Origin of the sequence: Streptomyces sp. 7-21, assembly GCF_016741785.1 — a bacterium.
Taxonomy (GTDB): Bacteria; Actinomycetota; Actinomycetes; order Streptomycetales; family Streptomycetaceae; genus Streptomyces.
The window spans coordinates 213,326-227,875 of the sequence record NZ_JAERRL010000009.1 but is presented as its reverse complement, the minus strand read 5'-3'; the positions used below and the strand labels follow the sequence as shown (position 1 = coordinate 227,875).

Genomic DNA, 14,550 nt, shown 5'->3' with positions numbered 1-14,550 from the left:
CCGAAGGCGGCGGCCGAGGCGGAGCCCGCGTCGGAACCGCCCGCCGAGCCGGAACCGCCCGCCGAGCCGCAGGCAGCTCCCGTGCCGGAAACCCAGCCGGAACGGGCCGCACAGGCCGGGCCCCCGGCCCGGCGGCGCCGGCCCCGCAAGGTCACCGTGCCCGCGGGCTCGCCGAAGACGGCGCAGGAGCCCGCCGTGGTGGTCATCGGTCCGTCGTCCCGGTCCGCGGCACCGGAGCCGGAGAACGGGACGCAGCAGCCGCCTGTGGAGGAGCCGCGGCTGGCGGCCGCCCCGCCCCCGCGCCGGCGCGCGGTGCGCCGGGCCTCCGCCCCCGCGGGACCGCCGGAGGGCGCGACCGAGACCGTCGTGACCGTCTCGGCCGTCCCGGACGCCCCCGCAGCGGAGGCCGCGGAGCCCGTGGGACCTGCCGGTGGTGAGCCGGCCGGGGAGCCGGAGCCGGAACCCTCGGCGGAACCCGCCAAGAAGACAGCGAAGAAGACGGCGAAGAAATCCGCCGCGAAGAAGACCACGGCCAAGAAGACCGCCAAGAAGGCCACGGCGAAGAAGTCCGCGGCCAAGAAGGCGGCGAAGAAGGCCGCGACGCGGAAGAGCACCGCCAAGAAGGCGACGGCCGCCGCCGAGCAGCCGCAGCCGCCGTCGGTGTCCGCGCCGACCGGCGACTGACCCGCGCGGTGGGGACGGCCCCACGGGCCGCCCCCACCGCGATTTGACCGGCGTTTCCCGGCCTCCGTATTGTTGATTTTCGGCGTGTCACCAGGCCCGCCATGCTCCTGAGCATCCGCCTCCCAGCCATGGCGCTCCGCGTCCCGGGAGAGGCCGGAATCAGCCACCGTTTCATCACGGCCAGGCCCGGCTGGCATCAGGGGTTCCGTCTTACGAGCAAGGGAGAGCGCGTGTACGCGATCGTGCGCACCGGCGGCCGTCAGCAGAAGGTCGCTGTCGGTGACGTCATTGAGGTTGACCGGATGGCGAGCAGCAAGGTGGGCGACACCGTCGAGCTCTCCACCCTGCTCGTCGTGGACGGTGACGCCGTCACCAGCGACCCGTGGGTGCTGGCTGGTGTGAAGGTCGAGGCCGAGGTGCTCGACCACACCAAGGGCGACAAGATCCGGATCCAGAAGTACAAGAGCAAGACCGGTTACCGTCGGCGGATGGGCCACCGCCAGCTGCAGACTCAGCTGAAGATCACCAAGATCCCCTCCCCGGCCGCGAAGTAAGGGACTGAGCACAATGGCACACAAGAAGGGCGCATCGTCCACCCGGAACGGCCGGGACTCCAACCCGCAGTACCTCGGCGTGAAGCGCTTCGGCGGCCAGGTCGTGAACGCGGGCGAGATCCTGGTCCGCCAGCGTGGCACCCACTTCCACCCCGGTTCCGGCGTCGGCCGCGGCGGCGACGACACGCTGTTCGCGCTGATCCCGGGCACCGTGCAGTTCGGGCGGCGCCGCGACCGCAAGGTCGTCAACGTCGTGCCGGCCGCGGCCGAGTAACGCGCGGCCGCGCCACACAGCACCGCGTCACTTCCAGGGCGGACCGCCTTCCCGCGACGGGAGGCCGGTCCGCCCTCGGCGTTCAGGAGGACACCAGATGACCACCTTCGTGGACCGCGTCGAGCTGCATGTCGTCGCGGGCAATGGGGGGCACGGCTGCGCCTCCGTGCACCGGGAGAAGTTCAAGCCGCTCGGAGGCCCGGACGGGGGAGACGGCGGGCGTGGCGGCGACGTCGTGCTGGTCGTGGACCCCGACGTGACCACGCTGCTCGAGTACCACCACCGGCCGTACCGCCGGGCCACCAACGGCCGCCCCGGCGCGGGCGGCCACCGCAACGGCGCGAACGGCCAGGACCTCGTGCTGCCGGTGCCGGAGGGAACCGTCGTCCTCGACCGGGACGGCACGGTGCTCGCCGATCTGGTCGGCGCCGGCACTCGCTTCATCGCCGGGCAGGGCGGCCGGGGCGGGCTGGGCAACGCCGCCCTCGCCTCCGCCCGCCGCAAGGCGCCTGGCTTCGCCCTGCTGGGCGAGCCGGGCGAGGAGCGCCACCTGGTGCTGGAGCTGAAGACGGTCGCCGACGTGGCGCTCGTGGGCTACCCGAGCGCGGGCAAGTCGTCGCTGATCTCCGTGCTGTCGGCGGCCAGGCCCAAGATCGCCGACTATCCGTTCACCACGCTCGTGCCCAATCTCGGCGTCGCGACGGCCGGCGACGTCGTCTACACGATCGCCGACGTGCCGGGGCTCATCCCCGGCGCCAGCCAGGGCAAGGGCCTGGGACTGGACTTCCTGCGGCACGTCGAACGCTGCTCCGTCCTGGTCCACGTGCTGGACTGCGCCACGCTGGAACGGGACCGCGACCCGGTCTCCGACCTCGACGTCATCGAGTCCGAACTCGCCGCGTACGGCGGCCTGGAGGACCGGCCGCGGCTGGTCGTGCTCAACAAGACGGACATCCCCGAAGGGCAGGAACTCGCCGACATCGTCAGGCCCGACCTCGAGGCACGCGGCTACCAGGTCTTCGACGTCTCCGCCGTCTCCCGCCGCGGACTGCGGGAGCTGTCGTTCGCGCTTGCCTCGCTCGTGGCCCAGGCGCGGGCCGCGCGGCCCAAGGAGACCTCCACACGCGTGGTCATCCGTCCCAAGGCCGTCGACGACGCGGGCTTCACCGTCACTCGCGAGGGCGAGGGGCTGTTCCGGGTGCGCGGCGACAAGCCGGAACGCTGGGTGCGGCAGACGGACTTCAGCAACGAGGAGGCCGTCGGCTACCTCGCCGACCGGCTCAACCGGCTCGGCGTCGAGGACGAGCTGTTCAAGGCCGGTGCCCGGGAGGGCGACGGCGTCATCATCGGCCCGGGCGACGACGCGGTGGTCTTCGACTGGGAGCCGTCGGTCATGGCGGGCGCCGAGATGCTCGGCCGCCGCGGCGAGGACCACCGGCTCAATGAGCTGCGGCCCGCCGCCCAGCGCCGCCGCGAGCGGGAGGCCCAGCGCCTGGAGAACCTCGGAAACGACGAGGAGTAGCGGGAGGCCGTGCCGCGGGCACGGCTCCTGCCGGGGCAGTGACGGTAACGCCCCTTCCGCCGGCGGCGGAAGGGGCGTTACCCGTGTCGCGGTTGTCCGTGGCGGCGCCGCGGTGGCCGTCAGGGCGCGGCGCCCTCGTTGACGGCCGGGCGCGGCGTCGGTGTCGTCTTCGCCGCCGCCTCGGCCTGCCGGATCCGGCGCGCCTCGGCCTTGGCGGCGAGCGCGGTGACCGCGTTCTGGAAGCGGGTCAGTGAGGGCGGCTCCGCCGGGCCGAGCAGGTACTCCTTCAGCTCGGCGCGGTCGGCAGCCAGCGTGTCCCGTGCCGGGTCGATCACGGCCTCGATCAGCCCGGGAATCCCGGCCGCGTCCGGCGTGAGGATCGTCGCGGCGCGCACCGTCGGGTTGACGGCCTTGAACTCGTCCTCGGGCAGGCCGCTGGTGTTGGCCACCGCGTAGGGCTTGGCGCTCGCCAGGAAGTCGGCCACCACGCTGGAGACGTCCGAGATCAGCAGGTCGGCCTGGTTGAAGCAGCTGTAGATGTCCGGGCGCTGGCCGGTGAGCACCAGATGCCGCCGCTCCGGCTGCGCCGCCCAGAACGCCGCCCGCCAGGCGTCCATGGCCTGCGCCACGCGCTCGGCGCGGCCCGGCTCGGGCCTGCCCTGGAGGAGCATCCGCTCCACCTCGTCCGCGCTGCGGCGGAAGGCCGTCGCGGTCAGCTGGCGCAGCTCGTGGGTGCGGCGTTCCAGCTCCGCCTCACGGGCGGCCTGGTCGGCCGGCACAGCCGCGCCGGAGGCCTCGTTGGCCGCCGCGATCAGCTCGCGGATGCGGGCGTCGGCCGCGCCCGCGCGGGGGTCGACGGAGCCGGTCATCGGGTGCGGCTTGTACAGCAGCCGCACCCGCGGGTCGGCCAGCAGGGCCCGGACGATGTTCTCCCCGGCGAGGATCAGCGAGGTGTTGCCCGGGTCGTCGGTCCAGCCCTCCCACGTCGGCGCGTAGAGCACGGTCACCGGGCCGTCGGCGGGCGGCGGGCCGTCGGCGGGCCGGATCGGGGCGAGCTGCGGGCGGCCGACCTCGACGATGTCGCGGTCGTCCACGCCGACGTCGGCCAGCTCGTACCGCTTGCGCGCCGCCGGGCCGGCCACCCACACCTCGTCGTAGACCTTGGCGTACGGGTTGCAGCTGGAGAGCTTGTCGCTCTCGCCGTGGTTGGTGAACGCGTGCTTCAGCGTGGGGATGCGGAGCACCTGCGAGGTCTTGGGGGCATTGGCCGGGTGCAGCAGCACCTTGAGCGTGGAGTGCTCCAGCAGCATCAGGTGCGCGACGCGGGGCAGGCACACGATGGGCACGTCCGTGGCCGAGATCAGCTGCACCATGCCGCGCTCGCGCAGCACGATCAGCGGGCGTCCCTCCAGCGAGGCCAGCGTCGACAGCCACATGTTCGCCTGGTAGGCCGTGGCGGAGCCGCCGGAGAAGTACAGGCCGACGTCCGGCTTGTACTCGTCCAGCCACCGCGTGAACCACTCGGTGACGCGCTCGGCGGACGGCGGGCGCTTGCCGGGCAGCAGCCAGGTCGCCAGGTACAGCGCCGAGCCCGCGAACAGCGCCAGCGTCACCCCGATGCCCGCCATGCCCCAGGCGGCGTGCTCCGTCAGCACGGTGGCCAGCAGGCCGGCCGTCCCCGGCAGGGAGAACAGCAGTATCCGGCGGTTGGAGGTCATCAGCAGCCGGGGCGGGGCCGGGGACAGGCCCAGCTCGGAGACGTCGATGTTGCGGGTGACGACCGGCAGCGTGCGGGAGCGGCGCACCAGCAGCGCCAGGCCGCGGCCGAGGAAGTGCGCACCGTAGCCGAGCAGCAGGCCGGCGGCGAGCGTCACCTGTTCCCCGGGGCTGACGCCCGGCACCTGCACCAGCGCGGTCACGATCAGCAGGTCGCGCAGCAGCTGCCGGATCGTCTCGTCGCAGTGCAGCCGCGCCAGCAGGCTGAGCGGCGGCGAGTACCACAGCCGCAGGCCGAGGTCGAGCAGCAGGCCCGCGGCCGCACCGACGGCGAGCAGCTGGGCGTCGGGCAGCTGGGCGCCGAGGAGCTGCGCGGCGAAGCAGAGCAGCAGCCCCAGCAAGGCCACGCCTTGCGCGCCGCGGCGGCGGAGGAGGGACGATGCGGCAGCTAGCACTGGTCCGGCTCCTGAGGGTGAGGGATGGGAATGTGCAGGCGAGCGTAGGACGGTGCCCGGTAGCACGGCAATTTTCGGGGCCAGGGCGTACAGCCAGGTAGATTACGGATGAGCGGGCCCGGAAGCCCGCGCGCGAGCACCGTGGAGCGTGGGGAAGCACAGTGACACCGGCACGGCAGGACGTTCGTGACGCCCGCAGGATCGTCGTCAAGGTCGGATCGTCCTCGCTGACCACCGCCGCCGGCGGGCTCGACGCCGACCGCGTCGACGCGCTGGTCGACGTCCTGGTCAGGACGCAGTCCAACGGCCGGACAGGCAGCGGCAGCGACCGCGGCGGTGAGAAGGAGATCATCCTGGTCTCCTCCGGCGCCATCGCGGCCGGGCTGGCGCCGCTGGGCTTCTCCCGCAGGCCGACCGACCTGGCCAGGCAGCAGGCGGCCGCCAGCGTTGGCCAGGGGCTGCTGCTGGCCCGCTACACCGCGTCGTTCGCCCGTTACGGCCGCCGCGTCGGGCAGGTGCTGCTGACGTCGGACGACACCGCGCGCCGCACCCACTACCGCAACGCCTACCGCACCCTGGACCAGCTGCTGAAGCTGGGCGTGATGCCGGTTGTCAACGAGAACGACACCGTGGCGACGGACGAGATCCGGTTCGGCGACAACGACCGCCTCGCCGCGCTCGTCGCCCACCTGGCGCGCGCCGACCTGCTGGTGCTGCTGTCCGACGTCGACGGCCTGTACGACGGCGACCCCTCCCGGCCCGGCGCCCGGCGGATCACCGAGGTCACCGGGCCCGCCGACCTGGAGGGCGTCGAGCTGGGCCGGGCGGGGCGCTCCGGAGTGGGCACCGGCGGCATGGCGACGAAGGTCGAGGCCGCCACCATCGCCACCAGTGCCGGCATCCCCGTGGTGCTGGCCGCCGCCAGCCAGGCCGACGCGGCGCTGTCCGGCGGCGAGGCGGGGACGTACTTCCGTCCCACCGGCCCTCGTTCCCGGGGGCGGCTGCTGTGGCTGGCGCACGCCTCCTCGCCGCGCGGCTCGGTGACGCTGGACGACGGCGCCGTGGCGGCCGTCACGCAGCGCCACAGCTCGCTGCTGCCGGCCGGGATCACGGCTGTCGAGGGCGAGTTCACGGCGGGGGAGCCCATTGAGCTGCGGGACGCGTCGGGGCGGGCGGTGGCGCGCGGGCTCGTCAACTTCGACGCCCGCGAAATCCCCCGGCTGATCGGCCGTTCGACCCGCGAGCTGGCGCGGGAGCTGGGCCCGGCGTACGAGCGGGAGGTCGTCCACCGTGATGACCTCGTGCTGATGCGGGCGTGACGGCCAGCCGGCCGGGATGAGGCGGCCCGGCCAGCGGCCGGAACGCGCCTGAGGATTCCGGGAAATCCGGGGAAACCGCCGCGCCGCGCCGCGCAACCTGCTCCACTTTTCCTGAGGGGTTTTGTGAGTGCTTCCGCGAGGGTGCGCCCGGCGAACGGCGGCGCCCCGCACCGGAGCACAGCACCAGCATCTTCAGGAGGCCGCCGGTGAGACGACTGGCCAGCGTCGAAGGGGGACGCGGGAGTATTGAGCGCCCGGTGTCCCGGCTGTGGCACGTGACGCTGAGCGTGGCCGGGGCAGCCGCGCCCCGGCACGAGGTGCGGCGGGCGCTGGAACGGCTGGCGCACGACCACCCGTTCCTCCTCACCGGCCGCTACGCCTGCGACCGCGCCGAGATCCGCTACTGGGAAGAGGCGCGTGATCTGCACGACGCGGCCGCGGTAGCGCTGCGGCTGTGGGGCGAGCACCGGCGGACCGCGCGGCTGCCGCCGTGGGAGATCGTCGGCCTGGAGGTCATCGGCCGGGAGACGTACCACCAGCGGATCGCTGAGGGGTACGGGCCGCCGCCGGCCGCGCCGATGGGCGTGCAGCCGTTCTGACGGGTTCCAGACCGCGGACGCCCCGGCAGCGCGGGTGCCGGCTCGGTTACCCTTCCGGACATGAGCCGTACCCCGTCCTCTGCCGCTCCGTCCGCTTCTGCCGGGTCCGCCGCTTCCGGGGAGGCCGCGCCGGCCTCGCCCGTGACCGCCGCCGCACGGCGCGCCAAGGCGGCCGCCGCCGCCCTGGCGCCGCTGCCGCGCACGGCGCGTGACGGCGCCCTGCTGGCGATCGCCGACGCGCTGGAAGCCCGCGCCGAGGAGATCATCGAGGCCAACGCCACGGACACCAGCCGCGCCCGTGAGGCGGGCACGTCCGAGGCGATCATCGACCGGCTGATGCTCACGCCGGAGCGGATCGCGTCGATCGCGGCGGACGTCAGGGACGTGGTGGCGCTGCCGGACCCGGTGGGCGAGGTCGTGCGCGGCTCGACGCTGCCGAACGGCCTGCGGCTGCGGCAGATCCGGGTGCCGCTGGGGGTCGTCGGCATCATCTACGAGGCGCGGCCGAACGTGACGGTGGACGCCGCGAGCCTGTGCCTGAAGTCGGGCAACGCGGTGCTGCTGCGCGGTTCGTCCTCGGCCTACTCCTCCAACACGGCGCTGGTCGGCGTGCTCAGGGACGCCGTCGCGGGCGCCGGGCTGCCCGCCGACGCGGTGCAGCTGGTGCCGGGCGAGGGCCGGGAGTCCGCCGGCGAGCTGATGCGGGCGCGCGGCCTGGTGGACGTGCTGATCCCGCGCGGCGGCGCCTCGCTGATCCAGACCGTGGTCAACGAGTCGACCGTGCCCGTGATCGAGACCGGCACCGGCAACTGCCACGTGTACGTGGACGAGTCGGCCGACCTGGAGATGGCGGTGTCGATCCTGGTCAACTCCAAGGCGCAGCGCCCCAGCGTGTGCAACGCCGCGGAGACGGTGCTGGTGCACGCGGGCATCGCCGACGCGTTCCTGCCGCGCGCCCTGGCCGCGCTGACCGAGGCGGGCGTCACCGTCCACGGCGACGAGGCGTGGCAGAAGGCGGGCGCCGCCGCCGGCACGCGGGTCGTGCCCGCCACCGAGGAGGACTGGGCGACCGAGTACCTCAGCTACGACATCGCCGCCGCCGTCGTGCCGGGCCTGGACGAGGCCGCGGCCCACATCCGCCGCTGGACGTCGGGCCACACCGAGGCGATCGTCACCCGCGACACCGCTGCCGCGCAGCGCTTCGTGTCGCTGATGGACTCGACCGCCGTGATGGTCAACGCCTCCACCCGGTTCACCGACGGCGGGCAGTTCGGCTTCGGCGCCGAGATCGGCATCTCGACGCAGAAGCTGCACGCGCGCGGCCCGATGGGTCTGCCGGAGCTGACGTCCACCACGTACGTGGTGGAGGGCGACGGGCACATCCGGCGCTGAGCAGGCGGGGCGGCGGGCCCCGGATCGAGTGAATTCGGCTCGGCCCTCCCCTTGGCGGCCGCATCGCCCTACGCTGGATGACGTGCCTGACGACGTAAGAGGCCCGCTGTCCCCGGACGGCGAGGGGCCCGACAGCCAGGACCGCGGGGCGAGTGACGAGGCGTTCGCGGCCGTGGTCCTTGACGAGACGTTCGTCAAGGCTGCTGAGATCCATGAGCCCAGTGCGGCCGAGCGGATACTCTACGCGGCCTTGGAGCGCGCCGAGTCCGAGGCCGCGGCAGAACCCGGCTTCGCGGACTACCCGGAGGCCGATGCCGGAACCGGACCGTCCGGTTTTGACGACGAGGACGAGTACGCGGACGGCGAGGCCGCCGGGGAGGACGACGAGGGCCGCTTCGACCGCTCCGACTACACGCGGTACCTGCCGGAGGAGGACGACGAGTCCGGCGACGGCCGCTTCGGCGCCTACGAGGCGCCGTACTCGCCGCACCTGGCTGCCCCGGCCGCCTACGGCGCGGGCCTGGCGGGCCGCGCGCCGGGCCGGGGGTGGCGCCCGGCGCGGTGGCAGCGGCCCGTTGCCTGCGTGCTGGCCGTCGTGATGGGGTTGAGCGTGCTCGCGTTCGCGCTCATAGCCGTGCAGCGGGCGGGCTCCCAGCGGCAGGAGCCGCGCCCGGCGCCGTCCATCGCGCCCGGTGAACCGCCCGTGGTGGGCGAGACGGACCGCGACACCGACGAGCCCGGCGCCGGCACCTGAGTGGACATTAGGTGAAGGCACCAAGACGATCCGGGGGAAAGTCGTCGGGAAGAGGGACTGTTTCGGTCCTCGGGGGCGACCTACGCTGGAGAGGTGGCCGGGCGTACTGATCCCCCCGAAGGGGTACCCGGTGGGATGCCGGGTGCCGGGGACGAGGACTACCCACCGACCGTCTTCGACGAGTCGTTCGTCAGGGCTGCGCGGCTGCAGGAGTACTCGGCGCAGGAGCGCCTCGAGGAGCACACGACGCCCGTGCGCAGCCGTCCGCCCGAGCCGCCCCCGCCGGGCGTCCGGGTACTGCCCAAACAGGGCATAGCGCTGGCACTCATCATCCTGGTGGCCTTCGCCGCCGCCATCTACCTGGGCGGCAACAATCCCTACCCCACGGGCGCCACCGGCTCCGTCGATCCGCCGGTCAGCACGGTCGTGCCGCTCGCGCCCGCCGAGGAGGTGCCCGGGTCCCAGGACACCGACCGCCTGTTCGCCGCCGGGCCGGCGGCGGACTTCGGCGTCGGCGCCGGGGGCGTGCGGCTGCCCGACCCGCGGGCCACGGCCCACTTCTCACGCGAGCAGGTCCTCACCTCGCTCACGCTGGCCAAGGAGTACCTCGAGGCCAGCGCGCTGACGCCGGAGGTGCTCACCGGCGAGGCGTACGCGCCGGTGCGGGAGCTGCTGGGGCCCGAGCAGCTCAACCAGTTCGACCGGGCCCTGGCGGGTACGGACAGCTCCACGACGGTGACCAGCTGGATCGTCCGCTTCGATCCCGAGGAGATCGCCCTGGCCGATCCGGTGCCGCGCGTGGACGGCGAGTTCACGTTCACCGAGATAAGCGAGGACCTGCTCCAGGTCACCGGCACCCACACCATCGCCTACGCGCTGCGCCCCGCCGGGGCTCCCGGGGCGCCCGCCTCGCTGTTCACGGTGCAGCGGGAGACACGGCTGCTGTTCACCGACCAGAGCCTGCGGGAGCGGCAGGTCGGGCTGCGCGGCAGCGAGACGATGGCCGGGCCCATGGACTGCGCGGCCCAGACCGCCGACACGCTGGAGCCGCTGCTGGCCGGCGAGGAGGCGTCGGCGCACCCCAGCGGGGGCGTCGACCCGTACGCGCCGCCGGAGGAGCGGCTGCCGGTGTGCGGCACGCTGTCGGCTAACGCCCTTCCGGATCCGGCCGCTCGTTAGCCGCGGCGCTCCCGCCGTCGCCGTCGCCATCGCCGTTGCCGCTGCCGTTGCCGCTGCCGCCGCCGTGGCCGGATCCGCGCTGCCGCGGCGGGCGGACGCGGCCCGTGGCGAGGTCCCGCAGCTTGCCGCCGAGCTCGCCCGCGCCGCTGGCGACGTCGCTGACCAGCCGCATCAGCGGGTCCGTGCTCTCCTTGACGGTCCTGGCGTAGTGGCCGGCGGACTCCTTGACGGAGCCGCTGACCGACACGCCGCCGTCCTCGTCGCGCCGCGGGTAGTGCCCCTCGAGGATCCGCTGGTAGTCGCGGCCCTGGGACCAGCGGTGCAGCTCGGCCGCGCGGACCGCGGCGAAGGGGTGCGTGCGCGGCAGCACGTTGAGGATCTTCAGCACGGAGTCGCGCAGGTCACCGCCCCGCTCGTACTCCTCCGCCTGCTCGAGGAAGGCGTCGGTGTTCATCTCGTGCAGGTGGTTGCCGCCCGCCAGCTTCATCAGCACCCGCAGACCCGCCTGCGGGTCCTGGCTGACCAGCAGCCCCGCCCGGTCGGCGGACAGTTCGGACTTGCGGAACCACTCCCGCAGCGCCGAGACGATGGCCGTGACCGCCAGGTTGCCCAGCGGGATCCACGCGACGCGGACGGCGACGCTCGTCAGGAACAGCAGGATCGTGCGGTACACCGCGTGCCCCGAGAGCGCGTGGCCCACCTCGTGCCCGATGGCGGCCCGCATCTCGTCCTCGTCGAGCAGCTCCACCAGCCCGGACGTCAGCACGATCAGCGGCTGGTCGAGCCCGACGCACATCGCGTTCGGCTTCGGGTCCTGCGTGACGTACATCGGCGGGACCCGCTCCAGGTCCAGCACGTAGCAGGCGTCCAGCAGCATCTGGTGCAGGTGCGGGAACTGGCGCTCGTCCACCCGCACCGAGTCGGACAGGAACAGCAGCCGCAGACTCCGCTCCGGCAGCATGCCGCTGAGCGCCTTGAAGACGGTGTCGAAGCCGGTCAGCTTCCGCAGCGCCACGAGCGCGGACCGGTCGGCTGGATGCTCCCAGGCCCGCGAGGAGATGCCGGGGAAGCGGACACGCTCCCGGCCGGACAGGTGCTCGTGCGCGGCGCCGTCGTCGGTCATGGGCTCTTCCCCTCCTGGCGGCCCCTCACGGGGCGTCGTCGGGCGGGGCACGCGCCCGCCGCTCCCCACCATCCCACGGTCAGGGGCGGGGGCAAGAGGCCGCCGCCAACCCGTCCGCTTACGATGAGCCTACGTTCCAGCCGTTCGTCTCGTTCCCGGGTAGGCCACACATGACTCTGTCCTCGCTCACCCCCGCCGCGGCCGACGCGCTGACCGCCCTCGCGGAGAGCTCCGAGCACGGCGAGCACGGCAGCACGCTCAACGCCTACGCCGTCGGCGGCGGAGCCCTCGCCGCGCTGCTGCTGCTCCTGTGGATCACCACGCGGCTCAACCGCGACCGCTAGGGTCTGCCCATGGCAGAGCGGATAACGTCCGAGCCGGCCCGGAAACCGGGCAGACGCAGGCTCGGCGTGATGGGCGGGACGTTCGATCCCATCCACCACGGCCACCTCGTCGCCGCGAGCGAGGTCGCGGCGCGGTTCCAGCTGGATGAGGTCATCTTCGTCCCGACGGGGCAGCCCTGGCAGAAGAGCCACCGCATGGTCTCGCCGGCCGAGGACCGCTACCTGATGACGGTCATCGCGACGGCGTCGAATCCGCAGTTCTCCGTCAGCCGGATCGACATCGACCGCGGCGGCAAGACCTACACCATCGACACGCTCCGTGACCTGCGGGCCGAGCACGGCGACGCGGACCTGTTCTTCATCACGGGTGCCGACGCCCTCGCGCAGATCCTCAGCTGGCGCGACGCCGAGGAGCTGTTCTCCCTGGCCCACTTCATCGGCGTGACGCGGCCGGGGCACGTGCTCGCCGACCCGGGCCTGCCCAACGGCAGGGTCTCGCTGGTCGAGGTGCCCGCGCTCGCCATTTCCTCGACTGACTGCCGGAAGCGGGTCGCCCGCGGCGATCCGGTCTGGTATCTCGTTCCGGACGGGGTAGTGCGCTACATCAACAAGCGTGCGCTCTACCGGAACCTCCCGGAAGCGGCGCGCTGATCGGGCGGAAGGGCGGTACTGGTGAACGACCGACAGGATCCGTACGGGCAGGTGTACGGATACGACGAGTACGGGCGGCCCCTGTACCGCACGCCCGAGGGCTATGGTGCCCAGGAGGGCGCTCAGGGGGGTGCCCAGGAGTACGGCACCGGTGAGCAGCCCCCGGTCTACGACGGCTATGAGGGGTACGGCGCTCAGGAGGGTGCCCAGGACTACGGCACCGGCGAGCAGCCCCCGGCCTACGGCACCTATCAGGGCGGCTACCAGGACCCTTATCAGGGCAGCTACGACTACGGCGCCCAGGCGGTGGGATCCGCCCACGCGGCGCCGCCGGGCCAGGCGCCGCCGGAGTACGACTACGGCTACCAGGCGGGCCAGCCCGGCGCTGATCCGGGCTACTCCGGCCCGGGGGAGGGCTACGACGCCTACCAGGGCGGCTACGGCGGCCAGGCAGGCCAGGCCGGCCAGGCCGGCCAGGCAGACGCCGGCTCCTTCCAGGGCTATGAGGGGTACGGTGCCCAGGAGGGTGCCCAGGACTACGGCACCGGCGAGCAGCCCCCCGTGGCGCCCGGCCCCGCCACGGCACCGCCCGGGGCGGGCGGCCAGGAGCGGTCCCCGGAGCCGGACCTGCCCGGCCAGCGCCCGTCCCCGGAGCCGCCCCCGGCCTCGTCCGAGGCGCACCAGGACGGCGAGGAGGGCTACCGCACCGAGCAGTTCGCCTTCGTCGACGACCGGAACGACGACTCCGAAGACGTCATCGACTGGCTGAAGTTCACCGAGAGCCGCACCGAGCGGCGCGAGGAGGCCAAGCGGCGCGGCAAGATCCGCCGCCGCCTGCTGGCCGTGCTGCTGGTGCTCGCGGTCCTCGGCGGCGTGGCGTTCCTGTGGGCCACCGACCGCCTGCCCGGCGTGTCCGGCCCCCAGGACTCCTCCGGCGGCGAGCTGGCCGCCGAAACCCGCGACGTGATCGTGGTGCACCTGCGGGAGACCGGCGGCGACCTGTCCTCGACCGCCCTGCTGGTCGCCAACGAGACCACCGGCGAGGCCACCACCCTGCTGCTGCCGAACGACCTGGCCATCACGCCCACCAGCGGCACCACCACCCTCGGCCAGGCCGTCTCCGACTCCAGCGCCGGCGACGTCCGCGACGCCCTCAGCTCGCTGCTGGGCACCGACATCACCGGCACCTGGCGCCTGGACACGCCCTACCTCGTCGTCCTGGTCAACGCCCTCGGCGGCATCACCGTGGACACCAACGCCGAGGTCACCAGCGGTGAGGGCGACGACGCCGAGGAGATCCCCGCCGGCGAGGACGTCACCCTCGACGGCGACGCGGCCGTGGCCTACGCGACCCACCTCGGCGAGGACGAGCAGCAGACCGCCCAGCTGGAGCGCTTCGGCCAGGTGATGGCTGCCGTGCTGGAGAAGATGCCCGCGGAACGGGCCGCCGCCACCGAGGTCGTCCGCGCCCTGGCGCAGGTCCACGACCCCTCGCTCACCGAGGAAGAGCTCGGCGCCAGCCTGGCGCGGCTGGCCGGATACTCCCAGGAGGACTCCCACAGCACGGTCACGCTTCCCGTCGAGGAGGACGGCACGCTCTCCGAGGAGACCTCCGACGGCCTGGTCCAGGACATCCTCGGCGGCACGGTCAGCAACGCCGACCCGTCCGGCGCCTCGCGCATCGGCATACGCGACGCCAGCGGCGGCGACGGCACCACGGAGGAGGCCAGGATTGCCCTGGTCAACGGCGGTTTCAACGTCGTCGACGCCCGCGCCACGGACGGCTCGCGCGCCGAGTCCTCCGTCGTCTACACCAGTGAGGAGCACCGGGAGACCGCGCTGGAGGCCGCGCGGACGCTGGGCCTGCCCGAGGAGTCGGTCACGCAGGGTGACGGCGCGGGCAACGCGGACGTGACGATCACCCTTGGCGAGGACTACCTGGAGTAGGGCATGAGACCCTTGAAGCCCCACCCGGCTGCACGGA

At 73.5% G+C, this 14,550-nt stretch carries 13 protein-coding genes and 1 pseudogene; 12 read left to right on the top strand and 2 right to left on the bottom strand.

The genetic code is table 11. From position 1 onward, the window contains the following. From JK356_RS14190 to obgE, 4 genes and pseudogenes are all read left to right on the top strand, one after another. Positions 1-684 (top strand): annotated as a pseudogene (locus tag JK356_RS14190) (ribonuclease E/G); the annotation flags it as partial. Positions 685-914: 230 nt separating this feature from the next. Further along, entirely contained in the window at positions 915-1,238 is a 324-nt protein-coding gene (gene rplU, locus JK356_RS14185) for a 50S ribosomal protein L21 (RefSeq protein WP_201868146.1), read from the top strand. A 13-nt stretch (positions 1,239-1,251) separates the two neighbouring features. Next, on the top strand, positions 1,252-1,512 hold the full coding sequence (gene rpmA / locus JK356_RS14180; protein WP_201868145.1) for a 50S ribosomal protein L27: 261 nt from the start codon (positions 1,252-1,254) through the stop codon (positions 1,510-1,512). A gap of 97 nt (positions 1,513-1,609) precedes the next feature. Beyond that, a complete protein-coding gene (obgE, locus tag JK356_RS14175; protein ID WP_201868143.1) occupies positions 1,610-3,034 on the top strand; it encodes a GTPase ObgE in 1,425 nt (474 codons plus the stop codon). Between the two features lie 119 nt (positions 3,035-3,153). Here obgE and JK356_RS14170 read toward each other — a convergent pair whose 3' ends face one another. Beyond that, entirely contained in the window at positions 3,154-5,157 is a 2,004-nt protein-coding gene (locus JK356_RS14170) for a hypothetical protein (protein WP_307815576.1), read from the bottom strand. 209 nt (positions 5,158-5,366) lie between these two features. Between JK356_RS14170 and proB the strand changes: the two genes are divergently transcribed. The 5 genes from proB (at position 5,367) to JK356_RS14145 (ending at position 10,448) form a co-directional block, all read left to right on the top strand. Next, on the top strand, positions 5,367-6,524 hold the full coding sequence (proB, locus tag JK356_RS14165; protein WP_201868140.1) for a glutamate 5-kinase: 1,158 nt from the start codon (positions 5,367-5,369) through the stop codon (positions 6,522-6,524). A 206-nt stretch (positions 6,525-6,730) separates the two neighbouring features. After that, on the top strand, positions 6,731-7,123 hold the full coding sequence (locus JK356_RS14160; RefSeq protein WP_201868139.1) for a hypothetical protein: 393 nt from the start codon (positions 6,731-6,733) through the stop codon (positions 7,121-7,123). Between the two features lie 60 nt (positions 7,124-7,183). Continuing rightward, the gene (locus JK356_RS14155; protein WP_201868138.1) at positions 7,184-8,515 is read left to right on the top strand and encodes a glutamate-5-semialdehyde dehydrogenase; all 1,332 of its coding nucleotides are present in this window, start codon (positions 7,184-7,186) and stop codon (positions 8,513-8,515) included. An 82-nt stretch (positions 8,516-8,597) separates the two neighbouring features. Then, positions 8,598-9,269: a hypothetical protein gene (locus JK356_RS14150; protein WP_201868136.1), complete on the top strand. Its 672-nt coding sequence runs from the start codon at positions 8,598-8,600 to the stop codon at positions 9,267-9,269. A 135-nt stretch (positions 9,270-9,404) separates the two neighbouring features. Continuing rightward, entirely contained in the window at positions 9,405-10,448 is a 1,044-nt protein-coding gene (locus JK356_RS14145; RefSeq protein WP_236671269.1) for a hypothetical protein, read from the top strand. Here JK356_RS14145 and JK356_RS14140 read toward each other — a convergent pair. Continuing rightward, the gene (locus tag JK356_RS14140; RefSeq protein ID WP_201868132.1) at positions 10,417-11,571 is read right to left on the bottom strand and encodes a M48 family metallopeptidase; all 1,155 of its coding nucleotides are present in this window, start codon (positions 11,569-11,571) and stop codon (positions 10,417-10,419) included. The genes JK356_RS14145 and JK356_RS14140 overlap by 32 nt on opposite strands. Before the next feature lie 170 nt (positions 11,572-11,741). Here JK356_RS14140 and JK356_RS14135 point away from each other — a divergent pair, with 170 nt between their 5' ends. Genes JK356_RS14135 through JK356_RS14125 form a run of 3 tightly spaced genes read left to right on the top strand, consistent with a single transcriptional unit; the run spans position 11,742 to position 14,513 of the window. Then, complete coding sequence (locus JK356_RS14135; RefSeq protein WP_201868130.1) at positions 11,742-11,915, top strand: hypothetical protein; 174 nt, start codon at positions 11,742-11,744, stop codon at positions 11,913-11,915. 9 nt (positions 11,916-11,924) lie between these two features. Further along, complete coding sequence (gene nadD, locus JK356_RS14130; protein ID WP_201868129.1) at positions 11,925-12,566, top strand: nicotinate-nucleotide adenylyltransferase; 642 nt, start codon at positions 11,925-11,927, stop codon at positions 12,564-12,566. A 21-nt stretch (positions 12,567-12,587) separates the two neighbouring features. Continuing rightward, complete coding sequence (locus JK356_RS14125) at positions 12,588-14,513, top strand: LCP family protein (RefSeq protein WP_201868128.1); 1,926 nt, start codon at positions 12,588-12,590, stop codon at positions 14,511-14,513. Positions 14,514-14,550 lie beyond the last annotated feature (37 nt).